The sequence below is a fragment of the Hyalangium minutum genome, assembly GCF_000737315.1.
GTDB lineage: Bacteria > Myxococcota > Myxococcia > Myxococcales > Myxococcaceae > Hyalangium > Hyalangium minutum.
On the sequence record NZ_JMCB01000004.1, the window covers coordinates 1 to 25713 of the forward strand.

The 25713-nt window shown below is 69.7% G+C and carries 6 protein-coding genes; 4 read left to right on the forward strand and 2 right to left on the reverse strand.

The window, feature by feature from the left end:
• The first annotated feature begins 21 nt into the window (after positions 1-21).
• From DB31_RS11565 to DB31_RS11580, 4 genes are read left to right on the forward strand one after another with little or no spacing between them, the layout of a single operon-like run.
• Positions 22-4086: an SDR family NAD(P)-dependent oxidoreductase gene (locus DB31_RS11565; protein ID WP_169787037.1), complete on the forward strand. Its 4065-nt coding sequence runs from the start codon at positions 22-24 to the stop codon at positions 4084-4086.
• 15 nt (positions 4087-4101) lie between these two features.
• Positions 4102-14148: a type I polyketide synthase gene (locus DB31_RS11570; RefSeq protein ID WP_240486651.1), complete on the forward strand. Its 10047-nt coding sequence runs from the start codon at positions 4102-4104 to the stop codon at positions 14146-14148.
• A gap of 18 nt (positions 14149-14166) precedes the next feature.
• A complete protein-coding gene (locus tag DB31_RS11575; protein WP_044186419.1) occupies positions 14167-20502 on the forward strand; it encodes a type I polyketide synthase in 6336 nt (2111 codons plus the stop codon).
• Positions 20503-20557: 55 nt separating this feature from the next.
• Positions 20558-21289, forward strand: a complete 732-nt coding sequence (locus DB31_RS11580) for a thioesterase II family protein (protein WP_276203618.1) — start codon at positions 20558-20560, stop codon at positions 21287-21289.
• A 42-nt stretch (positions 21290-21331) separates the two neighbouring features.
• Here the strand turns inward: DB31_RS11580 and DB31_RS11585 are convergent, their stop codons facing one another.
• Together DB31_RS11585 and DB31_RS11590 are read right to left on the reverse strand one after the other, a co-directional pair.
• On the reverse strand, positions 21332-22654 hold the full coding sequence (locus DB31_RS11585) for a cytochrome P450 (RefSeq protein WP_044186424.1): 1323 nt from the start codon (positions 22652-22654) through the stop codon (positions 21332-21334).
• Between the two features lie 31 nt (positions 22655-22685).
• Positions 22686-25517 carry a hypothetical protein gene (locus tag DB31_RS11590; RefSeq protein ID WP_052419896.1) on the reverse strand — a complete coding sequence of 944 codons (2832 nt, stop codon included), beginning with the start codon at positions 25515-25517 and terminating at the stop codon, positions 22686-22688.
• Positions 25518-25713 lie beyond the last annotated feature (196 nt).

Below are 25713 nucleotides of genomic sequence, written 5' to 3' on the forward strand. Positions count from 1 at the left end.
GCGATGGGAGGAGGGAGGAGCGTGGTGGTGGAGGTGAGCGCGCACCCGGTGTTGATGGCGGTGATGCAGCAGGTGGTGGAGGAGGCAGGTGCGAAGGAGAGGGTGAGGGTGGTGGGGAGCCTGAGGAGGCAGCAGGGGGAGAGGAGGGCGCTGCTGGAAGGGCTGGGGAGTGTGTATGCGTGGGGAGGGCGGGTGGAGTGGAGCAAGGGGCCCGAGAGTCAGGGCCGGTACGTGCCGCTGCCGACCTACCCCTGGCAGCACGAGAGATATTGGATGGATGCGGCGCCCTCGGGCACGGCCGCAGGTGCGTCGTCAGGCGCAGGGCTGGTGCGAGCTGGGGCAGGACACCCGCTTGCTGGAGCAGCATTCAGTGTGTCGACGCAGCAGGGAATGCGCTTCTGGGAGGGCACGCTGAGCGCTGCGCGAGTGGCGTACCTCAAGGATCACCGTGTGGGCGGAGCGGTGGTGGTGCCAGGAACCGGGTACGTGGAGATGGGGCTGTGGGCGGCGAAGGAGGCGTTTGGGCAGGAGGGCGCGTACGAGCTGGAAGAAGTGAGGTTCCGAGAGGCGCTGGTGCTGGGAGAGAGCGGTCGGCGCGTGCAGGTGGCGCTGACGGTGGAGGGGCCGGCGGAGGGCAGCTTCCGTGTCAGCAGCCAGGCAGAGGGCGAGGCGCAGTGGACGCTGCACGCCAGCGGGCGAGTGAGGCGTGTGGCGGAGCAGCCGGTGCAGCTCGAGGCGCTGGAGACTCTCCGAGCGCGGCTCGGCGAGGGACGACCCGCGGAGGGGTACTACAAGGAGTTGGCCGAGGTAGGCCTCGAGTACGGGCCCGCGTTCCAGGGCCTGCGCGAGCTGTGGAGCGGCACAGGGGAAGCGCTGGGGCGCTTGGAGGTGCCGACGGCCGTAGTGCAGGACAAGGCATACCGGCTGCACCCGGCGGTGCTGGATGCGGCGCTGCAGCTGGCGGGCCGGGCCTCGGCGGGATCTGAGGATGCGGCGCCTTCGCTGCCTGTGCTGCTGTCGCGGGTGAGGGTGTACCGTGAAGTGTCTCCGCGCATGTGGGGCTACGCGCGCGTGAGCAAGGGAGCCGAAGGACTCGAGGCAGACATCGAGCTGCGCAACGACGCGGACCAGCTGGTGGCCGAAGTGCGCGGGCTGCGCATGGCGCCGCTGGGAGGCACGCAGGCCGGAAAGCAGGAGGCGCTGCCCCTGCTGGTGCAGCGTTGGCTCAAGCAGGAGGAGGCGGCGGAGGACGCGAAGCCGGGCCGCTGGATGGTGGTGCTGGACGAGGGCGGGTGGGCCGAGCGAGTCGCCCGGCAGTTGGAGGCGCGAGGCCAGCAGGTGGTGGCTTGGAAGCCCACGGCCAGCGTGCCGGTGGAGTCCGCGCTGGAGCAGGCCTTCGGTGATGAGGGTCGAGGCGTGGTGATGTGCCACGGCCTGGACGTGGTGGTGCGGGAAAACAGCAGCGCTGAGGAGGTGGTGGCAGGGCAGGAGAAGGCGTTCCTGAGGGTGCAGGCGCTGGTGAAGGCCATGGGCCAGAAGCGCTGGCGCCAAGCGCCGCGGCTGTGGCTGGTGACGCAGGGAGCGCAGCGCGTCGAGGGAGACGCCACCGTGGCCTCGCTGGGACAGGTCGGGCTGTGGGGGCTGGGCCGGACGCTGGCGATGGAGCATCCAGAGCTGGTGTGTACCCGGGTGGATGTGGCCTCGGCCGGAGGAGAGTCGCTGCTGGTGAGGCAGTTGCTGGCCAATCCCCAGGAAGAGGAGCTGGTGCTGCGCGAGGCGGGCACGTACGTGGGCCGGCTCGAGAAGACCCAGTCGGTGCGCCGCGCCGAGCGGAAGGAGAAGGCCGGCGCGAGGGCGTTCCGGTTGGAGCTGGATGAGCCCGGTGTGCTGGACCGGCTGACGCTGCGTGAGTGCGCGGTGCGCCAGCCGGGCCCTGGTGAAGTGCGAGTCCGGGTGGAGTCCGCGGGCCTGAACTTCATCGACGTGATGAAGGCGATGGGCATCTACCCGGGGCTGGGCGATGGCCCCATTCCGTTGGGTGGAGAGTGCTCGGGTTATATTGATGCCGTGGGCCCGGGAGTGGAGGGCTTCACGGTGGGCCAGCAGGTGGTCGCCATGGGGCCGTACTGCTTCGGCACGCATGTGACCACTGCGGTGCAGTATGTCGCCCCACGCCCCGCGGGCATGAACTCGCTGGAGGCGGGAGGCGTCCCGATCACCTTCCTCACGGCTTGGTACGCGATGCACACCCTGGGACAGCTCCGCAAGGGTGAGCGCATCCTCATCCACTCGGCGGCGAGCGGCGTGGGCCTGTGCGCGGTGCAGATCGCCCAGCGTGCCGGTGCGAAGATCCTGGCCACCGCGGGCTCCGAGGAGAAGCGCGCCTATCTGCGCGAGCTGGGTATCGAGCACGTGATGGACTCGCGCTCGCTGCGCTTCGCCGAGGAGGTCCTCGCGGCCACTCAAGGCGAGGGCGTGGACATGGTCCTCAACTCACTCGCGGGCGAGGCCATCGAGAAGAGCTTGTCGGTCCTCGCGTACGACGGGCGCTTCCTCGAGCTCGGGAAGAAGGACATCTACTCGGACGATCGCACGCTGAGCCTCGCGGTCTTCCGCAAGCGCATCTCGTATCACGCGGTGGACCTGCTCGGGTTCGGCGACCGGCGCAAGGATCGCTTCCAGGAAGTCTTCCGCGAGATGATGGACGTGTTCGCGCGCGGTGAGCTGCGGCCGCTGCCCACGCAGACCTTCCCTGCCTCGCGGACGGCGGACGCGTTCCGGACGATGGCGCAGGGACGCCACATCGGAAAGCTGGTGGTGGATGTGACGGAGCCGGATGTCTCCATCTCCGTCAAGGCAGGGGCAGAGCTGCTGACGGAGGAGAGCAGCTACCTGGTGACGGGAGGATTGGGGGGGTTGGGCCTGTCCGTGGCGAAGTGGCTCGTGGAGCAGGGAGCGAGGCGGTTGGTGCTGATGGGGCGGGCCGGGGCGGAGAGTGAGGAGCAGCGGGGTCAGGTGGAGGAGCTGAGGGCCCGAGGAGCGCGAGTGGAGGTGAGCCGGGGGGACGTGGGGAAGGTGGAAGAGGTGAGGAAGGCGGTGGAGGTGGCGGAGGGGATGGGACCGTTGAAGGGAGTGGTGCACGCGGCGGGAGTGGTGGAGGACGGGTTGCTGGAGCAGCAGACGGCAGAGAAGGTGAGGCGAGTGCTGGGGCCGAAGGTGGGCGGTGGGTGGAACGTGCACGAGGCGACGAGGGGGAAGGAGCTGGACTTCGTGGTGATGTACTCGTCAGCGGCGTCGCTGTTGGGCTCGCCTGGGCAGAGCAACTACGCGATGGGCAATGCGTTCATGGATGGGCTGGCGGAGTACCGCAAAGCGCAGGGGCTGCCGTGCGTGAGCGTGCAGTGGGGAGCGTTCGCGGAAGTGGGCATGGCCGCGGCGCAGGCCAACCGGGGCGAGCGCATCGCGCAGCGAGGCATGAACAACCTGACCCCGCAGCAGGGCTGGCAGGTGTTGGGCGAGCTGCTGCGCGGCGAGGAGGCCCAGGTGGGCGTGGTGCCGCTCGATGCGCGCCAGTGGCTGGAGTTCTATCCGCACCTGGCGACGATGGCGCGCTTCAAGGGGCTGTTGCAGACGAAGACCGCCGCGCCCAAGGGCGACACGGAGCTCGTCGAGCGCCTCCGCGCGGCGAGCGCGGCCGAGCTGCCCGTGATCATGGAGTCGCTGGTGCGGGAGCAGGCGGCGGCGGTGCTCCGGCTGGAGCCGTCGCGCATCGAGCGGGAGACGCCCCTGAAGGCGCTGGGCATCGACTCGCTGATGGGCCTGGAGCTGCGCAACCGACTGGAGGCCAAGCTGGGCGTCACATTGTCAGCGACCCTGGCGTGGACCTACCCCCACGTCGCGGCGCTCACCGACTACCTCATCGGAAGACTGGAACTGGCACCCGCCCCCGTGCCGGAAGCGGCCCAGGCCGCCGCAGAAAAAGCGCGTGAAGAGACAGAAGCACAGCAGCTTCAGCAGCTCTCGGAGGAGGAGAAGTCCGCCCTCCTCCAAGAGGAACTCGCGTCTCTGCAAAAGCTGCTCGAGTAGCACAAGGAGCCCTCCGTGTCTGGGAATCAACCGACGAATCCTCCCTCGATGGCGCCGCTCGATCAGGCGCTGCTTGCGCTGAAGAAGGCGAACGCGAAGCTCTCCGCCGCCGAGCGCGAGAAGTCCGAGCCCATCGCCATCGTGGGCTTGTCCTGCCGCTTCCCCGGCGGCGCCAACGACCCGGAGTCCTTCTGGCGCCTGCTCGAGTCCGGCACGGACGCCGTCCGCGAGATCCCGCCCGAGCGCTGGGAGCGCGATCCGGCCTTTCCCGAGCCCCTGGCCTCCTGGGCCGGGCTGCTCGACTCGGTGGACGGCTTCGACGCCCCGTTCTTCGGCATCTCCCCGCGCGAGGCCGCTCGCCTCGATCCGCAGCAGCGCCTGCTGATGGAGGTGAGCTGGGAGGCGATCGAGTCCGCCGGCTATGCCCCGTCCAGCCTCAGCGGCAGCCGCACGGGCGTGTACGTGGGGATCTGCTCGCTCGATTACCAGCGCCAGCTCCTGGGGAGAGACCCGTCGGAGGTGGACGCCTACGTCGTCACCGGGAACATGGTCAGCGTGGCGGCGGGCCGGCTCTCGTACGTGCTGGGCCTGCAGGGCCCGTGCATGTCCATCGACACGGCCTGCTCGTCCTCGCTCGTCTCGGTCCATCTCGCGTGCCAGAGCCTGCGCGGACGCGAGAGCGATCTGGCGCTTGCGGGCGGCGTGAACCTCATCCTCTCTCCCGCGAGCATGTTCCTCCTGGGGCGCACCCAGGCCCTGGCGCCCGACGGACGCTGCAAGTCCTTCGATGCTCGCGCCAACGGCTACGCCCGTGGCGAGGGCTGCGGCATGCTCGTGCTCAAGCGGCTCTCGGATGCCGAGCGCGACGGAGATCCCATCTGGGCCGTCATCCGAGGCTCGGCGATCAACCAGGATGGACGCTCCACGGGCCTCACGGCCCCCAACGTGCTCTCGCAGCAGGCGCTCCTGCGCAAGGCGTTGGAGAGCGCTCGCGTGAAGCCCGAGCAGATCGGCTACGTGGAGGCCCACGGCACGGGCACCTCGCTCGGAGATCCCATCGAGCTGGAGGCGCTCAAGTCGGTGCTGGGGACGCCCCGGGCGGATGGCTCGACGTGTGCCATTGGCTCAGTGAAGACCAACATCGGTCACCTCGAGGCCGCAGCGGGGGTCGCGGGTCTCATCAAGGTGGTGCTCGCCTTCCAGCACGAGGCCATTCCGCGCCAACTGCACTTCCAGGCCCTCAACCCGCGCATCTCTCTCGAGGGAACGCCGTTCAAGATCGCCTCCTCGCCTCAGCCGTGGAAGGCGGGCGCCAACCCGCGCTTTGCGGGGGTGAGCTCGTTTGGCATGAGTGGCACCAACGCTCACGTTCTCCTGGAGGAGGCACCCCGGAACCCGGCGGCGCGGACGGTCTCCCCCATCGAGCGCAAGCACCACCTGCTGACGCTCTCGGCGATGTCCGACGGGGCGCTGCGCAGCCAGGCCACGCGGGTGGCGGAGCACCTGGCGGGCTCGCGCGGAGAGAACCTGGGCGACGTGTGCTTCACGTCCCATGCGGGACGGACCCACTTCGCCCAGCGCGCGGCCTTCGTGGCGGAGACGGTCGAAGAGCTGCGTGAGCAACTGCGGTCATGGGGCGCGGAGGGCGGAACCGGTGTCACCGGGAGCCTGCCCGCCGCTTCGCGCCGCCCGAAGGTGGCCTTCCTGTTCACAGGGCAGGGCTCACAGTACGCGGGCATGGGCCGGGGGTTGTATGAGACGGAGCCCGTCTTCCGGGAGGCGCTGGATCGCTGCGCGGCGCTGCTGAAGAAGGAGCTGCCGCATCCACTCCTGGACGTGATGTGGGGCACCCATACCGCAGAGCTGGATCAGACGCGGTACACCCAGCCCGCCCTCTTCGCGCTGGAGTACGCGCTCTGCGAGCTGTGGCGCTCCTGGGGCGTGGAGCCGGATGTCGTCATCGGCCACAGCGTGGGCGAGTACGCGGCGGCGTGCGCGGCGGGGGTGACGTCCCTGGAGGACGCCGCCCGATTGATCGCCGTACGGGCGCGGATGATGCAGGCGCTCGAGGCCGAAGGAGCGATGCTGGCCGTGCAGGCGGAGCCCGCGCTCGTGGAGCCGCTGCTGGCCCGCCTGGGCAGGGAGATCTCCATCGCGGCGATCAACGGGCCGCAGAGCCTGGTGCTGTCGGGGCGCCGTGCGCTGGTGGACGAGGCCGCGAAGGCGCTGGCCGCGGATGGCGTGAAGGTCAAACCGTTGAACGTCTCGCATGCGTTCCACTCGGACCTGATGGAGCCCATGTTGGATGCCTTCGAGCGCGAGGCCTCCCAGGTGAAGTTCCGCGCGCCGAGCCTGGCCTGGGTCACCAACCTGACGGGGGCCCGGGCGGAGGCGGACTTTGGCGGCGCCGCCTATTGGCGCCGGCAGATCCGCGAGCCGGTGCGGTTCGTCGATTGCGTGCGCGCGGCCAGCGAGCAGGGCTGTGAGCTGTGGATCGAGATCGGGCCGAACCCGGTCCTGTTGGGCTCGGTCTCGGCCATCGCCAGTGAGGCCACCTCCATTCCCTCGCTGCGCAAGGGGCAGGAAGAGGGGCGGGTCCTCATGCAGGCCGTCGCGCAGCTCTACGCGCGAGGCGTGAAGCTCGACTGGCAGGCCTTCGACAAGCCCTTCGCCCGGCGCCGGGTCGTCCTGCCCACCTATCCCTTCGATCGCCAGCGGCACTGGATGCAGGCGGCCCCGTTGCCGTCCACAGCCGTTGCACGGCCCGCTTCCGCTCATCCCCTGCTGGGCGAGAGGCTCGTGCTGCCCGGGCGCGAGGTCCACTTCGCCCATCGGCTGAGCCCCGAGTCTCCGTCCTACCTCGGGGAACATCGCATCTTCGGGGAGGTGGTGGTCCCGGCCGCCTTCTACGTGTCCGCCTTCCTCGCCGCGGCCGAGCGCGCGAGTGGTGCGCGAGGGCTTGAGGACGTGGTGTTCGCACGTGCCCTCACCCTCGCGTCGGAGCAGCGGGTCGACATCTCGGTGGCCCCGAGGGAAGGCGGCGGAGCCCGCATCGAGCTGGCCAGCGTGAGCGGCGATGAAGCCTCGCCGCAGTGGACATCGCATGCCTCCGCCGTGGCCTCCCTGGATCAGAAGGGGGTCGCGGCCGTGTCGGATGTGGACGGGCTGCGCACCCGGTGTGCCCAGGAGGCCGTGCCCTCCGAGGCCCTGGCCGGAGTGTGGGGCGCGTCCGGCGCTCATGAGCCCGCGAGCATGTCGCTCGGGCCGTCCTTCCGTTGGATCTCGGCGTTGTGGCGGGGGCCGTCCGAGGCCCTGGCTCGGCTGGAGCAGCCCGCGTCGCTGGCTGTGGATCCAGGAGTGCCTCCGACGCTGATCGACAGTTGCTTCCAGCTCATGGGGGCCTCGTTGAGCGGCGCGGATCTGGGGAACGCGTACATGCCGCTCAGCATCGAGCGTGTGCGAGTCCACGGGCCTGCCGACGGAGCGCTCTGGTGCCATGCCTCCACCCAGGTGACGGCTGGGGGCGCGTTCGTTCGTGGCGATGTGCAGGTGCTCGATGCGTCGGGCCGGAAGGTGCTCGAGCTCAGCGGGGTCCGGCTGAAGAAGGTCGCGCGGGAGGAGCTGCTCCTGCTGAAGGAGACGTGGAACGAGTGGCTCTACGAGGTGAAGTGGCAGGCCCGTGAGCTTCCTCCCGCTTCGGGAGCGGATCTCTCGGCATCCGCGCCGTGGGTCTTCTGCCTGGACCGGCGTGGGCTCGGTGAGCGGCTCGCGGCCGAGGTGCAGCGGCGGGGTGGGCGTGCCGTGCGGCTCATCTCGGGCAATGCGTGGCGCCAAGTGGCTCCCGATATCTATGAAGTGAACCCGGGCAGCGCCGAGGAGATCCGGCAAGCGATCTCCCATGCGCTGGGTGAGGAGGCCTCCGTCGCGTATGTCGTCTCGCTGTTCGCGCTCGATGAGGGCGGGCCGGTCGAGGTGACGGCGCGCGCGCTGGCCACCACACAGGCGCTGTCGGGAGTGCGGTGGAAGCGGGCACCGCGCCTGTGGTGGCTCACGGAGGGTGCGCAAGCGGTCGGTGCCAGCAGCCATGCGGTGTCGATCTCCCAGGCGGGTCTCTGGGGGCTTGGCCGCAACGTCGCCGCGGAGCTGAACGAGCTCTGGGGTGGCGTGATCGATCTGGAGCCCACGAGCCGTCCCGAGCAGGTCCTGCGGGTGCTCGATCTGGTGGGCGGGGAGGAGGACCAGCTCGCGCTGCGCGGCGACGCCGTCCTGGCCCCGCGGATGGAGCGCTACCGGCAGGCCCGGGGCGCTCAGCGTGTCGCGATCAAGCCGGACGCGACCTATGTCATCAGCGGTGGCCTTGGAGGCATCGGCTGGCGCCTGGCGCGTGCGTGGATCCAGCAGGGGGCCCGTTCGCTCGTGCTGCTCGGTCGCTCGGCTCCGTCCGAGGCGGTGCGAGCGGAGCTGGCGAGCTACGAGCAGCGCGGCCTTCGCGTGCGTGCGGTCCAGGTGGACGTGTCTGACCGGGAGGCTCTGGCGCGCACCTGGAGCGAGCTCGAGGCCTCCATGCCCCCTGTCGCGGGCGTGGCGCATGCCGCGGGCGTGCTGAGCGACGCCGCGCTGGTGAAGCAATCCGAAGAGCACCTCCGAGCCACCTTCGCGCCCAAGGTCCTCGGAGCGCTGAACCTGCATGGACTGACGGCGGAGAGGAAGCTGGACTTCTTCATCCTCTTCTCCTCGCTGGCATCGGTTGTCGGCTCTCCCGGCCAGGCCAACTATGCCGCCGCCAATGCGTGCCTGGACGCGCTCGCGCAGGAGCGCCGGAGGCTTGGACTCCCGGCGTTGAGTATCGGCTGGGGCCCGTGGGGAGAGGTGGGCATGGCAGTCTCCCATCAGCGCTCCCTCTCCGTGCGAGGCATCACTCCGCTTCCGCCCGAGGCGGCGCTGGAGGCGCTCGGCGCTTGTCTCCAGGAGGAGCGCGCGCGGCTGGTCATCGCCGCCGTGAACTGGACGACCTTGAGTGCCCTCCTGCCCGTCAAAGGGCGCTCGCTGCTCGCTGCCTGGGCCCCGAAGGAGCGTCCCGCGTCCACCGAGCCCGCGGGACAGTTCGTGCAGAAGCTCTTGGCTGCGCCTGCCCGGCAGCGCCGGGACCTGCTCCAGACGTTCCTCACGACAGAGGTGCGCCGGGTGCTGGGACTCGCGAAGGGCACTCGCATCGATCCGGGCCAGAGCTTCTTCGACATGGGGTTCGACTCGCTGATGGCGGTCGAACTGCGCACCGCGCTCCAGCAGGCGCTGGGGAAGAGTCTCCCCGCCTCGCTCGCGTTCGAGCACCCGAACCTCGAGGCCCTCACGACCGCCTTGCTTGCGGATCTGGGGCCAGGTCCGGAGGCAGAAGCCCCGGCGGCCACTTCCGCCGAGCCCGTGCAGCCAGCCCCTCAGACTCCCGAGGTGCGCACGGATGACGATGCGATCCAGGCAGTCCTCGCGGGCAGGCTGCCAGCCGCTGCACTGCCGCCCGTGAGGCTGGCCTCTCTCGCCACGCAGGTGCGCGCTTCCCGGCGCGAGCTGCCACTGCTTGCCGCGGAGCCCATTGCCATCGTCGGCATGGGGTGCCGCTTCCCTGGCGGGGCTCGCAACCCTGAGCAGTTCTGGCGCCTGCTGCGTGACGGCATCGAGGGAATCCAGGAGGTCCCCGCCGAGCGCTGGGACAAGGAGGCCTGGTACGACCCTGATCCCGAGGCGCCCGGGAAGATGCGGACCCGCCGAGGCGGCTTCCTGGATGGGGCGGCGGAGTTCGACGCGGGCTTCTTCGGCATCTCGCCACGTGAGGCGAAGTGCATGGACCCGCAGCACCGGCTCCTGCTGGAGGTCGCCTGGGAGTCCCTGGAGGACGCTGGCCAGCCGCCCGCGCGCTTCACGGGCAGCAAGACGGGCGTCTTCATGGGCTTCCTCAACAACGACTACCTCGGCGCGGGAGACATGGCCGAGCTGGAGGGCCACTTCGCCACGGGTAACGGCTTCAGCAACGCCGTCGGGCGCCTCTCGTACGTGCTCGGTCTCCACGGCCCGTCGGTGGCGCTGGATACGGCGTGCTCCTCCTCGCTCGTGGCCATCCACCTGGCCAGCCAGAGCCTGCGCCAGCGCGAGTGCGACATGGCGCTCGCGGGCGGCGTCAACCTCATCCTCGCTCCGGGCCTCTCGGTGATGATGTCGAAGCTTGGCGCGCTGGCTCCGGATGGAAAGTGTAAGACGTTCGATGCGTCGGCGGACGGGTACGTGCGCGGTGATGGCTGCGGCGTGCTCGTGCTCAAGCGGCTGTCGGACGCGCTACGGGATCGGGATCGCGTCGTCGCCGTCGTGCGCGGCTCCGCGGTGAACCACGGTGGCCGGGGAGGTGGCTTCAGCCAGCCGAACGTGCATGCCCAGCAGATGCTGCTCCGCGAGGCACTGGCGACGAGCCAGACTCTGCCTTCCCAGGTGAGCTACCTCGAAGCGCACGGCACCGGAACGCCGCTGGGCGACCCGATCGAGGTGCGCGCGGCGACCGCGGTGCTCTCCGCCGGGCGCACGGCCGAGGCGCCGCTGATGATCGGCTCGGTGAAGACGAACCTGGGCCACCTGGAGGCGGCTGCGGGTGTGGCGGGAGTGATCAAGGTGGCCCTGGCGCTCCAGCACCAGGAGATCCCTCCTCATCTGAACTTCAAGTCTCTCAGCCCGCACATCAACCTGGACGCCATTCCTGCGAAGATCCCCACCACGCTCCTCCCCTGGCAGCCCCTGCAGGGCCGGCGGATCGCGGGGGTCAGCGCGTTCGGTCTGGCAGGCACCAACGCGCATGTCATCCTGGAAGAGGCGCCGGGCCCGGCGGAGCTGGGAATCGAGGAGCCGGCCAAGGCTCCAGAGGGAGCGCGAGAGGAGTTGCTCGTTCTGTCGGCGCGCTCCGAGCCCGCCCTGGCGGCGTTCGTGACGGCCTATGCGGAGCATCTGCGCGCCTCGGACCTACCGCTGAAGGACGTGGCGGGAATGGCCGCCACCCGCCGTGCCCATCATGAGCACCGGCTCGCGGTGATGGGCGGTACCAAGGCGGAGGTGCTGGAGGCCTTGGAGTCCTTCCGCCAGAGAGGCAGTCACCCGAGCGCCATTGCCGGAGCGAGCGAAGGAGGATCGCGCCCGCGAACCGTCTTCGTGTTCCCGGGACAGGGCTCGCAGTGGCTGGGCATGGGGCGAGAGCTGCTCGCTCGCGAGCCTGACTTCCGCCGGGTGCTGGAGCAGTGCGACGAGGCCATGCGGCCGCACACGGACTGGCGGCTGCTCGAGGCGTTCCAGGCCGCCGAGGCGCCCCAGCGCATCGACATGGTGCAGCCGATGCTGTTCGCCATGTCGGTGGGGCTGGGCGCGCTGTGGCGCGCGTGGGGCATCGAGCCGGACGCGGTGGTGGGGCACAGCATGGGCGAGGTGGCTGCGGCGTGTGTGGCCGGAGCGCTGAGCCTGGAGGATGCGGCACGCATCATCTGCCTCCGGAGCCGGCTGATGCGCGAGGTCTCTGGGCGTGGGGCGATGGCGATGGTGGAGCTGGGCGCTCGCGAGCTGCGCGAGTGGCTGGAGCCCTTCGGCGGAGCCCTGTCTCTGGCGGTCTGCAACAGCCCCCGCTCGTCCGTGGTGGCAGGGGACTCGCAGGCCCTGGAGTCGCTGCTCGCGAAGCTGGAGGCCGCGAAGATCTTCTGCCGGCGCGTGAAGGTGGACGTGGCCTCTCACAGCGCGCAAGTGGACCCTCTCCGAGAGCCGCTGCTGCGCGCGCTGGAAGGGATCCAGCCGCGCGCGGGGACAGTGCCTCTCTGGTCCACGGTGACGGGCCAGGTAGTGGAGGGCTCGGAGCTGGTGCCCGAGTACTGGGTGCGAAACCTGCGCGAGCCTGTCCAGTTCGCTCAAGTCATCCAGGCCCTCGTGGAGGCGGAGCACTCGCTGTTCCTCGAGCTCAGCCCTCACCCCATCCTGGTGCCGTCCATTGAGCAGACCGTGGAGCACGTGGGGGAGGGCCGGGCCTGGGCTGTCGGGAGCCTGCAGCGAGAGAAGCCCGAGCGTATGGCGATGCTGCGTGGTCTGGGGGCCCTGTACACCCGCGGGTATCCGGTGGACTTCCGCTCATTGTACCCCGACAGCCGGTGCGTGCCGCTGCCGACCTACCCGTTCCAGCGGCAGCGCTACTGGCTGGAGCTGGCTCCTGGACCCGAGCGCCGAGGCGCCGCAGCCTCTGCGGCGGCAGGGCGTCCGCGGGAGAAAGAGCCGCTCGCGAACATCCTCTATGAAGTGGCATGGCCGGAAGTCGCGGCCTCCAAGCCCCAGCGTGAGGCGGGCCATGACCGATTCCTCATCCTTGCGGATCAGGCAGGGTTCGGGCAGCGGTTGTCTCGGGAACTCGAGTCGCGTGGCCACTCCTGCGTCGTGGTGCCTGCCAACGGCGCCAACATGGAGCAGGGAATGCTGGCCGTGTTCCAGGGCGGAGCGATGTTCCGCGCGTGCATTCACCTGGGGAGCCTCGACTTCGCTCCAGGTAGCAGTGGGGAAGCACCGCCCTCCGGAGCGGCTGTCCTGATGGACTCCATCCTGCGCTCCCTCGCCGTGCTCGTGCGCCGGGGCTCGACGCCGCTTTGGCTCGTGACCCGGGGTGCCCAGCGCCTGGGGACCGCTGGGATCTCACTGGCGCAGTCACCCGTCTGGGGCCTGGGCCGGACGATCGCGGTCGAGCACGCGGCGCTGTGGGGCGGCCTGGTGGACCTGGATCCCTCCGAGCCAGTGGGAGATGTGGCGCTGCTGGCGGACGCGCTGACCCAGCAGGACGGCGAGAGGCAGATCGCGTTCCGGCATTCGACCCGCCGGGTGGCACGCGTCACGGCTTCTCCCGTAGGGGAGGACACGCTGCTGCCCAGCATCCAGGGAGATCGCACTTATTGGATCACCGGGGGGCTGGCGGGACTGGGAGGCGAAGCCGCGGCCTGGCTCGTCGAGCAAGGCGCTCGGCATCTGCTCGTGAGCGGGGCTCCAGACGCGGAGAGCGCTGAGCGCCTCCGGGAGTTGGGGGCCAAGGGGGCATCGATCTCCTTTGATGCGACCTCCCTGCATGACGGGAGCGCCTGGGCGCGCATCCTCGATGGACTCCGGGTGCCGCTCGCGGGTGTGCTGCACCTCCTGCCTCCCGGAGGGGCCCCGACACCCCTGGGGCAGCCAGGCTCCGAGGCGCTCGTAGCACCGTTCCGCGCGGCGGCCCTGAGTGCCTGGGGCGTGCACGAGGCGACGCGGGGCAGGAGCCTCGACTTCCTGCTGCTCTGCTCGCCTGCGATCTCGCTCTTGGGAGGGGTGGGCCAGGGCCCCACGGCGGCTGCCAGCCAGTTCCTCGAAGGGCTCGCGGCACTCAGGCGCGACGAGGCCCTGCCCACCACCAGCATCCTCGTGGCCGCGTGGCCGGGAGAGGAGGTAGGGCCGCTGAAGGCACTCGGGATCACCCCGCTCACCGCGGGACAGCTCCTCGCGTCCTCCAGCCGGGCTCTGTCCGCGGGCTTCACCAGCCGCATGGCCGCGTCGATCGACTGGTCCTCCTTCCGTCCCGTCTACGAGGCGCGCGGGGATCGCCAGCTCCTGGAGCGTGTGGGAGTGGATGACACGCAAGCCAGCGCTGGCGCGGCGGAGTGGCGCAAGCAACTCGCGGCACTGCCGCCCGAAGCCGCGCGCAAGCGGGTGACCGAGACCGTGGTGGCCTACGTCACCGAGGCGCTCGGGCTCCCCGCGGATCAGCCCTTGGGGCTCACGCGTCGCTTCGCAGATCTGGGAATGGACTCGGTGATGGCGGTGCGGCTGATGACGAAGCTCGGGAAGACCCTGGGCGAACGGTTACCCACGGTGCTCGCCTTCGAGCACCCGACGGCGGCGGCGCTGGCGAATCACCTCTCCGAGAACGTGCTCCACATCCGGGAGGAGGAGCGCGTGGTGCAGGCCGGGGACGATGATGACGCATCCGAAGACGAGCTGGCCGAGCTCCTGGCGGCGAAGCTGCAGAAGCTGGGATGAGGAAGGGAGCGACGAGCCATGAGTGAGGCAAACGCGGCGGAGGCGCGCAAGGCGCTGCTCCGGCAGGCACTCTCCAAGATCGATGAGCTTCAGACGAAGCTCACGCAGGCGGAGCAGTTCCGTGATGCGCCTATCGCGGTGGTGGGCATCGGCTGCCGGTTCCCCGGCGCGAACGAGCCGGAGCGCTACTGGCGCAACCTGGCGGAGGGCTTGGACCTGGTCACCGAGGTCCCACCCGACCGCTGGGACAACGAGCAGTGGTTCGATCCGGATCCGGACGCACCCGGCAAGACGTACTCGCGCCACGGGGGCTTCCTGGGGAAGGTGGATGGCTTCGACGCGGCCTTCTTCGGCATCGCGCCGCGCGACGCCGTGCACATGGATCCTCAGCATCGGCTCCTGCTCGAGTGCGCGTGGGAGGCGCTGGAGCGTGCGGGGCTGCCCGCGGATCGCCTGAGCGGGACGAAGACAGGCGTCTTCGTGGGTATCTCCAGCAGCGACTACGGCATGCTCATCCATGAGCGGGAGCCCATGGAGTCGCTGGACGCGTACTTCCTCACGGGCCTCGCTCCGAACTTCGCCGCGGGCCGCACCTCTTATGTGCTGGGACTGCAGGGGCCGGCGATGGCGGTGGACACGGCGTGCTCCTCGTCGCTGGTCGCGGTGCACCTGGCCTGCCAGAGCCTGCGGGCGGGGGGCTCGGATCTGGCGCTGGCGGCGGGCACCAACCTGATGCTGATGCCCCTCTCGCACATCGTGATGTCCAAGGTGCGGGTGCTCTCGGGCACCGGGCGCTGCCGGACGTTCGACACTGCGGCGGACGGGCTCGTGCGCGGCGAGGCCGTGGCGGTCGTGGTCCTCAAGCGGCTGTCGGATGCGCTGGCTGCGGGCGACAACGTGCTGGCGGTCATTCGGGGCACGGCGGTGAACCAGGACGGGCCCAGCAGCGGACTGACTGTGCCCAACAAGCACGCGCAGGAGCGCGTCATCCGCGACGCGCTCGAGAACGCCAAGGTCCAGCCCCACGAGGTGAGCTACGTGGAGGCGCACGGCACCGGCACCCCGCTGGGGGACCCGATCGAGCTGCGCGCGTTGAGCGCGGTGTACGGGAAGGATCGGCCTGCGGACAGCCCGCTGTACGTCGGCTCGGTGAAGACGAACATCGGGCACACGGAGCCGTCGGCGGGCATCGCGGGCCTGATCAAGGTCATCCTCTCCTTGCAGAACCGCACGCTTCCGCCGCATCTGCACTTGCATCAGCGCACGCCTCAGGTGGACTGGAGCGGGCTGGGGATCGATGTGCCGACGCGGCTGACCCCCTGGTCTCGCCCGAAGCTCATCGCGGGAGTGAGCGCGTTTGGCGCCAGCGGGACGAACGCGCACATCGTGGTGGAAGAAGCGCCGCCCGTGGAGCACGGGTCTCCCAAGCCGGTTCGGCCTGAGCTGCTGGTGCTCTCGGCACGCGGCGAGCCTGCACTGCGAGCGCTCGCCACCGAGTACATCTCGCACCTCCAGGGAGGCAAAGCGGCCTCGATGGCGGAGCTGGCAGCGGCGGCGAGCGTGCGCCGCATGCACCACGAGCACCGGCTGGCGGTGGTGGGAGAGACGCACGAGGAGCTGGTGGCGGCGCTCGAGCCGCTGTCTCGCGGAGCGCCGCATCCGTTCGGGGCCTCGGGCCAGAGCGACAAGGAGACGCGACGCAAGGTGGTCTTCGTCTTCCCCGGGCAGGGCTCGCAGTGGGCGGCCATGGGCCGGGATCTGCTCGAGCAGGAGCCGGTCTTCCTGCGCGCGGTGGAGCGATGCGCCGAGGCGTTTGCCCCCCACGTGGACTGGTCTCTGCTGGATGAGCTGCGTTCCGAGCAGCCTTCAGAGCGGATGGATGTCATCCAGCCGGCGCTGTTCGCCATGGAGGTTGGGCTGGCGGCGCTCTGGCGCTCATGGGGCCTGGAGCCGGACGCGGTGATCGGGCACAGCATGGGAGAGGTGGCAGCCGCGCATGTGGCTGGAGCGCTCAGTCTGGAAGATGCGGCGCGGGTCATCTGCCGCCGCAGCAAGCTGCTGCGAGAGGTGAGCGGGCAGGGGGCCATGGCGGTGGTCGAGCTGGGGATGAAGGAGGCGCAGGAGCGTCTGCGCGGCCTCGAGGATCGATTGGCTGTGGCGGTGAGCAATGGCCCACGCTCCACGGTGCTATCCGGGAACGCGGACGCGCTCGAGACGTTGCTGGGGCAGTTGGAGCGGGAGGGGATCTTCTGCCGCCGTGTGAAGGTGACGGTGGCCTCGCATAGCCCTCAGATGGATCCGCTCCGAGGCCCTCTGCTGGCGGCCCTGGCCGAGCTCAAGCCGCGACAGGGCGCGGTCCCGCTCTACTCCACGGTGACGGGGGAGGTGAGCCCCGGCACGAGCCTCGACCCCGCGTACTGGGTGAACAACCTGCGTGAGCCCGTGCGCTTCTGGCACACCATCGAGAAGTTGATGGCAGACGGCCACACGCTGTTCGTGGAGATCAGCCCCCACCCCATCCTGCTCCCCGCGATAGAGCAGATCTTCGCGGAGCGTGCCACCGCCGCCTACGCCTTTGGCAGCCTCCGGCGAGAGCAGCCCGCCCGCCGCACGTTGCTGAAGTCCCTGGGGGACTTGTACGTGCGAGGTGCGCCGATCGACTGGACGAAGCTCTACCCGAATGCCCGCGTCGTCCCGCTGCCGACCTATCCGTTCCAGCGGGAGCGCTACTGGGTGGATCCGCCGGCTGCGGACGCGCGGCGGGCCCGAGGGGCCTCCATGGGAGGCGCGCTGCTCGGAGAGAGATTCGAGTCAGCGGGGGACAGTCGGCTGCACTCCTGGCGGAGATGGTTGAGCCTGGGCGATGCCGGCTTCCTGGCGGAGCATCTCGTCCAGGGGCTGCCGATGGTCCCCGCGACGATCTATCCGCTCCTGGTCCTGGAGGCTGCGCGGCGGGCGCTCGGTCCAGGGCAGTACGCCGTGGAGGAGCTCTTGTTCGGAGGCCCGCTGGCGCTCGAGGCAGCTCCTCAGGGTGAGCGCGAGCTGCAGATCTCCCTCGTCGAAGAAGGAGCAGGGCGCACGAGCTTCCGCGCCGCGAGCCGCCGCGAGGGCGAGCCTTGGGCGGTCCACGTGTCGGGGAGGATCGGCTCGGGCGCGAACATGGGCGAGGTGTTCGGGCAGGAGGCTCTTGAGGCCGTGCGCGCACGGTGCTCGATGCCAGCGCCTGCCGACGGGTTCTACGGAGAGCTGGAGCAGCGGGGAATCGCGAACGGCCCACGGCTGAGATCGATCCAGGAGATCTGGCTCGGTCAGGGCGAGGCGCTCACGCGGCTCTCCGTTCCGGCTGGGAGCGCCCGCGCGTCCGAAGGGCTGCCCTTGCACCCGGTGCTGCTCGACGGCGCGTTCCAGAGTATCGGCGCCGCCCTGGCAACGCTGGAGAACGAGGAGCCCGGGGTGCCACTCCCGACGAGGATCCAGGCGTTGACCGTGGGGACCTCCTCGGTGACGCAGGCCTGGAGCCATGTGCGCGTGCGCTCCATCGATGCGCGGACGCTCGAGGCGGATCTGCGCATTCTCGATGAAGCGGGGGCGCTGATCGCGGAGGCGCGCGGTCTGCGGCTCGAGCTGAGAGATGCAGGGGGCCAGCGCCCGGAGGCGAAGCTGTTCGCCAACGAGTGGCAAGCCACGGAGGCACTGCCCGCGCCGACCAGCCCGGAGCCCGGCACCTGGCTCGTCGTCACGCATGAGCTCGCCAGGGGCCGGCTCCTCGGCCAGAGGCTGGAGGCGCATGGCCAGAAGGTGCTCTACGCGGAGCCGGGGGCGCTCCGGGTGACCGATCGGGCCCGTGTGCTCTTGAGCGAGGCGCTCGCCGGGCCGTGCCGAGGCGTCCTGTACCTGGCGTCGAGTGTGCCGACTCCAGGAGCGGAGGACGTGGCGGAGAGCTGCTCGGCGCTGGGGCGCGACTCCATGGATCTGCTGGCGATTGCCCAGGCCCTCCAAGGGTCTGGGGTGAATCCTCTGCCGCGTCTGTGGCTCATCACCCAGGGGGCGCAGAGCGTCGCGGGCGAGCCGGTGTCTCTCGCCCAGTCAGGCGTCTGGGGGCTGAGCCGGAGCCTGTTCAAGGTGAAGTCCGCGCGACTCGACGTGGGATCGGAGGACACGCTGGAGTCCGCCTCCCGGGAGCTGCTCACCGGTTCGGCCGAGGATGAGATCGTACTTCGCCCCAATGCCCGGTACGTCGCGCGACTGCGTCAGCCGGGCGCGGGCTTGGCCTTTCAGCAGGTGCCCGCGCACGAGCAGCCGTTCCGCCTGGAGGTGGAGAAGCCCGGCGAGCTCGACAGCCTCTCCCTGCGCGTGAGCGAGCGCCGCGCCCCAGGACGGGGCGAGGTGGAATTCCGCGTGCATGCGGCGGGGCTCAACTTCAGTGACGCCATGAAGGCCCTGGGGATGTACCCCGCCGAAGAGGGCGAGAAGTCTGTGCTGGGCCTGGAGTGTGCGGGGCAGGTCATCGCGGTGGGCGAGGGCGTCGAGGGCCTTGAGGTGGGGCAAGAGGTCTTCGGGCTCGCTGCGGGGAGCCTCGGGGCGTACGTCACCGTGCCGGCCGCGCAGGTGGTGGCCCGCCCGCGAGGGCTCACGGTCGAGCAGGCCGCCTCCTCCGGAATGGCCTTCACGGCGGCCTGGCACGCACTGCACGAGGTCGCCCGGCTCCAGAAGGGAGAGCGGATCCTGATCCACTGTGCCGCCAGCGGCGTGGGGCTCGCGGCGGTGCGGATCGCCCGGCAGGTGGGGGCGGAGGTCTTCGCGACCACCAGCTCGCCGGAGAAGCGGGACTTCCTGCGCGAGCAGGGCGTGGCGCGGGTGATGGACTCGCGCTCGCTGCGCTTCGCCGAGGAGGTCCTCGCGGCCACTCAGGGCGAGGGCGTGGATGTCGTCCTCAACTCGTTGGCGGGCGAGGCGATCGAAAAGGGGCTCTCGGTCCTGGCGTCGGATGGCCGCTTCGTGGACCTGGGCAAGCGGGACCTGAATGCGGCGCATCGGACGCTGAGCCTGGGCCTGCTGCGCAAGCGAATCTCGTACCACGTCGTGGATCTGCTGGGGCTCGCGCGCGAGCGCCCGGGACGGATCCGCTCGCTGCTGGGACAGGTCTCGCAGGCGCTCGATCAGGGCACGCTGGCTCCGCTGCCGGTGCACGTCTGGCCGCTGGCCAAGGCGAATGAGGCGATCCGCGCGCTGGCGATGGCGAAGCATGTCGGCAAGCTCGTCGTCTCGATCCAGCAGGATGAGGGAGCGCTCGTCTCGGTTCCGGCGCGTCCATGGGCTGGCCTCTCCAAGGAGGCGGCGTACCTCCTCGTCACCGATGCACCCACGATGGGTGCCTGGCTCCTCCGGTGGATGGTGGAGGAGGGGGCCCGGCACGTCGTGCTCGCCACACCTCGGGAGGGGACTTTCGAAGCGTTGGCCGCTGGGGCACGGGAAGCCGAGGTGGCGGGGGCGGATGTGGAGTGGGCGCGGGTGGAGCTGACGGATGCGAGCCAACTGGCGCACCTGCTCGAGGAGGGAGAGCGACGCGGGCGCCGGTGGAAGGGGTTCTTCCACGCCCCTGCCGCCGAGCCTCGCGAGGCGCTGGAGTCCGCACTGGGCCCGAGCGTGACCCCGGCGATGACGCTGGAGACCCTGACGCGTGGGAGGGCACTCGACACCTTTGTGCTGCTCTCGTCGGGAGGCGCGTCGCTCGGACGCTCCAGCCCGCCAACGGTCTCCGCCATGACGGCCGTGCTCGACGCACTGGCGCAGCGCCGGCGCCTCGCGGGTCTTCCTGGGCTCAGCCTGGATTTGGGACCCGTGGCAACCGAGGAGGCCCAGAAGGGCGCGGCAGCGAACCTCTCGGCGCGCCAGGCACGAGCGCTCTTGTCGGAGGCGCTCGGCAGCGGACTGACGCAAGTTGGAGCCCTGCCCGCGTCTCCGCCCGAGGCGGGATGGATGTCCCGGGTGAGCCCGCTGCCGCGCTTCTCGGAGGTGGTGGCCGCCTTGGGGAGCACGGGGGGGGCGAGCGCCGGAGCGGGCACGCTGTTGAGCGGAGTTGCACCCGAAGAGCGCAAGGCGCGCCTGCTGGACTTCGTACACGAGCAGGTGAGCCTCGTCCTCCGGATGGATCGTGAGAAGATCAGCGTGGAGGCGCCGCTGCGAGGCTTCGGGATTGATTCCCTCATGGGGCTCGAGCTGCGCAACCGGCTGGAGAAGGCGTTGGGCTTCCGTCTCCCCGCCACGGTGATGTGGAGCAGCCCGACGATCGCCGCCCTCGTCGAGAAGCTCCTCGAGGTCGCGGAGTCCCAACTCGTGCAGCAGACGAACTGAGCCGCGGACAGCGGCGCGAATGAGAGTGATGGAAAACGATACGGCACAGTGGTTGATGTTTGGAGGAACCCGGAAAGCCGCGAGGGCGCGGATCTTCTGCTTCCATCACGCGGGAGGAGGCGCGTCGATGTACCGGAAGTGGGTGGAGGATCTCCCACCTGAGCTCGATCTCTATGCGGTCCAGCTTCCGGGGCGAGAGTTCCGCATTCGCGAGGCCTCCTTCACGCAACTGGAGCCGCTCGTCCAGGAGCTGGCCCGGGTGCTGGGGCCTCTGCTGGAGCAGCCGTTCGCCCTCTTCGGTCACAGCATGGGCGCCACCGTGGCATTCGAGCTGGCCCGCGAGCTGCGTCGGCGCGGGGCGAGGCAGCCTCTCATGTTGGGCGCCTCCGGGCGCATCGCCCCCCACTGCCGCTCGCGCTTCACGCCGGTGCAGGAGCTCACGGAGGCGCAGCTCGTCGAGAAGCTCAAGAGGGGAGGCGGTCTGCCCGATTACGTCCTCAACGAGCCGGAGCTGATGGCGATGGTCCTCCCGCTGGTCCGCTCCGACTACAAGATTGTCGACGGCTACCGGCTCACTCCCGAGCCACCGCTGACCTTTCCCATTGCGGCCTTCTACGGGCTCGACGACGTGCTCACGACACCGGAGGAGATCACGGGGTGGCAGCAGCACACCACCGGTGCTTTCTCGGTGCAGGCGCTCCCGGGCGACCATTTCTTCTTGGCCAACGCCCGGCGAGAGATCTTGTGGACCCTGAGCCGGGGCATCCTGCAGGCGCTGGACAGGTGATCCCTGGTGCGAGGGAGGGAGCGAGCCTCCTCCCCTCGCTTCTCAGGAGAGGAGCTTCTGGGCCAGCCGCACGCGCACACCGTTCTTGGGCCCCACACCCACTCCCTGGCGCACCGGCACCTCCGCTGGATCGGCCAGCTCCAGATCGAAGTTCCGCACGATCGTCGCGAGTACGACCTTCAGCTGCTGCTCCGCGAACGCGGCCCCAAGGCAGCGCCGCACCCCCGCCCCGAAGGGGATGAACTCGTAGGGGGTGAACTTGCGCTCGAGGAAGCGCTCCGGGCGGAACGTGTCCGGCTCCGGGTACAGATCCTCGCGAGAGTGGATCATCCGGCTGAACACCGCGACACCGGCGCCCGCAGGCAGGGTATAGCCGCGGACCTGGATGGGCGCCCGCAGCTTGCGGAACATGTCCGGCACGGGCGGGTAGATGCGCAGCGTCTCGTTGCAGACGGCTCCCAGGTAGGGGAGCGAGGCGTACGCCTCGGGGCCTGCGTCGGCGGGCAGGCCCGCCAGCTCCTCGCGGAGCTTGCGCAGGATCTCGGGGGACCGGTAGGTCCAGTAAACGCCCCAGGCGATCGCAGTGGCGGTGGCGGCGTAGCCCGCCACGAGCAGTCCCACCAGCTCTTTGCTCACCTGCTCGTTGGTCATCCCCGTGCCGTCGTCGTACTTCGACGTCATCATGAGGTTGAGCATGTCATCCGGCGCGGCCTCGAGATTGGCGCGGCGGGCCGTGAGCTGCTCGGCGATCAGCGCGTCCAGGCGTGCGTTGGCGCGCAGGTACCTCGCGTAGGGGCCAACTCCGCCGAACTCATGACGCAGCCAACTGAAGAAGAGCAGGGCGGGCGTCGTCGCCTTCTGGAGCTCGACGAAGGCCTCCTCGAAGCGCGCGACCAGGGAGTCATCGGCCAGGCCAAAGACGTTGCGGAGGATCACCTCGCGCGTGATGCCGCGGGACACCTCGTGCATGGGGATCGTCTCACCGGGGCGCACCGCGCCCATCCGCTTGAGCGCTACCTGCTGCATCGTGCCAGCGTAGGCCCGCATGCGAGCGCCCAGGAACGGCGGCATCAGCAGCTTGCGCTGGCGCCGGTGCGGCTCGCCAACGATCAGGGGGACGGAGCCATCGCGGAAGACCATCCGCAGGTTTTCGGGCGCGAAGATCTCGTAGCTCGTGGGGTCCGCCGTGAGGACCTCGCGTGCCCCCTCGGGCTCGCCGGTGATGATCAGCGGCCCTTCCAGAGTCTTGACGGTCAGGGTGTCGCCGTAGTTCTTCCGGAACCAGGCGTAGGCCCCGACGGGATCGGTCATGTAGCGGAACGTCTCGACGAGGGCGATGGAGGGGCCAGGGGGAAGGGGAGCCATAGCGGTCTGTCCTGTGTTGAAGCTCTGTCGTTTACGGTGCGGCGGAGTGAGCCACGTTGATGGGGCTGCCGCTGGGCTCGTCGCCGTCGTAGATGCCATCCAGGTTCCGGTCGATGCCGATGCGCGCTCCGGAGCCGGGTGGCACACAGGTGTAGGTCAGCTCTCGCCCCGGCTTCGAGGCGAGCGCACGCAGCGCCTCCGCGCTGAGCGGCTTTCGCGAGCGCTGGTCGGGCTGAAACCCGGCCCCGGGGCGGTAGAGAAAGCCGAGCTCTCGCTGGGGGCCAGCGCCCTTCACCACCAGATCGCACTCCTGCGCTTCGGCCTGGGCGATCAGCAGCTCGATGCGGGGGCCCGCCACCGTCAGGTTGCTCGAGGTGAGCGTCACCTGCTGGCCCACGATAGGCGCCAGGTTGGAGGGGAAGACGAACATGAACGACTCGATCTGGCGGCGCACCACGTTGGACTCGGGGGTGAGCGGAAAGCCGCCACGCGAGAAGAGCGAGGTGAAGCCCAGGTTGCTGAAGAAGCGGAAGATGGTGTCGATGCTGCCCGAGTGCGTGAAGCCGAAGCCCCGGACCTGATCCCCCATGAACTCGTTGTTGCCCTTGAGGAACGAATCGCCGGCCAGCGCCATGCCGAACATGCCCGTCTTCTGGTACATGTTGCGCAGGTGGGGAATCTTGAGCAGCTGGGGGTTGAAGTCGAAGGTCATCCTCCCGTCCGTGCCAAAGAAGCCCGGCGCGGCGGTCGTGGGGTTGGCCTTCGGATCCAGCGCGTGGCAGCCGATGCAGGTGGCGATGGTGTTGGCGTTGCGGGTGAGGAACTCCTGGCGCCCCACCTCCTGATCCGGCGTGAGCGAGTTGTCCAGGTTCCGGATGGGGTTGGGAGGGTAGGTGAGCTGTAGGGCGAAGCGGGTGAGCGCCTCCAGGGCGTCATCTGGCAGCTGCTTGTCGCGGCCTAGGACGTTCATGAAGCCAGCGGTCTCGCGGAACGCGGCCTTCTCGTCGAACGCGCCCGTGTCCGGCTGGGAGCTGCCCCCGCGGGTGGCCTTCACTCGCTCGCCGTGCCAGTGCATGGGCCCGGCGTTGAGCAATCCGCGCAGGGACTGCGTCGTCGTGGGGCCTTTCAGGGGGTGGAACACCGGATCGGTGATGACTTGCCTGTAGAGGGGATTCGTCAGCGGCTCGACGACGAAGGGACCCGAGACGGGCACCACGGGCGCATCGGGGTTGCCCAGATCCCAGGCCAGGCTGTCGAAGTCGCCGTAGACGTGGCAGCTCGCGCACGCCGTGTCCCCGTGGCTGGAGCCGACGGACGCGTCATAGAGGTAGCGGCGCCCCTGAGAGACGCTCGCGGGCTCCGGGTTGTACAGGGGGACGTGGGCCACCTCGGTCCGGCTCTGGGTGCTGATGACGGAGATGGCGTTGTCGAAGCGCGCCAGCACGTACAACTTGCCGCGGGCCTCATCGAGCACCAGCCCGGTGGGGCCACCTCCGGGCACGTGGATCTGCTGCTTCGTGTCCGGCACGAAGGAGTCCTTCTCAAGCGCCTCGGTGTCGAAGATGCCGATCTTGTCCGAGCCGAGGGCCGCGACGTACAGCGTCTTCCCGTCGCCTGTCACCGCCATGGACTGGGGGAGCGCGAGGCTGCGGACGCTCTCGTCATTCGGCAGGGGCTCGCAGCACTTGCTGTAGTCGATGTGCTTGTTGAGGTGACGCGGTTGGGCACCCTCGGGGCCTAGCACGCTGATGCGGCTCTCCACGGTATGCCCGCGCAGGGTGTGGCCGGCGAAGATGCCGGGGCCCTCGAAGCGCTGGAGGTTGCGGGCCTCGGTGTTGGACACGTAGAGCTTGCCGCTCACCGGGTTGACGGCGAGGTTGTAGAGGATGGTGCCCGCACCGGTGAAGAAGCCCTCGGGGCCCTCGAGCTGCTGGGGCACAGGGGCCATGGCATCGATCACGAAGACGTCCTTGTCCGGCAGCGCCAGCTTCACCTTCTCGTCCCAGGTGCGGCCTTCCACATCCACCCAGTGGGTTCCGTCGAACTGGAGGATCAGCCCGCTCTCTGGAGCGGGGATGCCCTGGAAGTTGGTGCTGGGGCCGGGCACGGCCTTGGTCCCCTTCTTGGGGTCCTTGCCGAAGCCGTTGGGGACCAGCCGCTCGTGGATGGCCGTGGTGCGGTTGCCGGAGTGGAAGGCGGCCGCATAGACACGGCTCCCGTCGGGGGTGACCGCGAGCGCGCGCGGCGTGTCGCTGAAAAGCCGGACCAGCGTCAGCGGCTCTCCTCCGAGCGTGGTGCCCAGATTGGCTGCATCGAAGACCCAGACGTCGGCGCGGCCGATGCCCGGAGTGGTGAGCTGGGGATCGAACGGTGCGTTCTGGCCTCGGTGGGCGGCGGTGATGAAGGCGCGGCGGCGCTCCGGCCCGGCGAAGACGATGTCTCGCGGCTCGTCACCGACGAGCAGGGTGCGCACCACGCGGCCGCGGCGGGTCTTCGCATCCAGCGCCACGACGCTCACACTGTCAGACAGGTGGTTGACGACCCACACCTCGGTGTCGCTGCGCGCGGCGACGGCGACAGGTTCCAGGCCCACCACCACAGAGGTCCGGTGGACCAGCCCGGTACTCTCGACGCTGAAGACCTCCAGCCGGTTGTCCGGCGTGTTGGTGGCGAAGAGGAGCTTTCCGCTCGGGGAGAGGGCGAGGGGACGCACCTGGCCGCTCTCGAAGAGTGTGAAGGAGGAGCGGGAGGGAGGAGGTGCGCCGTTCTTGTCCGGGACTGTGGCCGGAGCGGCGTGGACCAGCGTCGCCACGGCGGCGGCGCAGAGGAGACAGGCACGAAGGAGAGCAGGAGAACGAGGCATGCGTCAGAGGAGCAGGACGTGGGAGCCCGTCAATGCGGCGGGGGCACCGCGGAATCTTCCTGGGAAGAGAGGAGGACTGAATCCCTCGGGGCCGAGGGGGCGTTGCCACGGAGCACGGTGCCGCGAATCAGAGACTGTTCAACAGGTGACCAAATATAGAACGATGATCATCCGCGATCCACCGTGGGGGGGACGC

Bases quoted from the DNA above. Each gene is read 5' to 3' on its own strand.
- DB31_RS11575 (WP_044186419.1), top strand. From the start codon at position 14,167: ATGAGTGAGGCAAACGCGGCGGAGGCGCGCAAGGCGCTGCTCCGGCAG.
- DB31_RS11580 (WP_276203618.1), top strand. From the start codon at position 20,558: ATGTTTGGAGGAACCCGGAAAGCCGCGAGGGCGCGGATCTTCTGCTTC.
- DB31_RS11585 (WP_044186424.1), bottom strand. From the start codon at position 22,654: ATGGCTCCCCTTCCCCCTGGCCCCTCCATCGCCCTCGTCGAGACGTTC.
- DB31_RS11590 (WP_052419896.1), bottom strand. From the start codon at position 25,517: ATGCCTCGTTCTCCTGCTCTCCTTCGTGCCTGTCTCCTCTGCGCCGCC.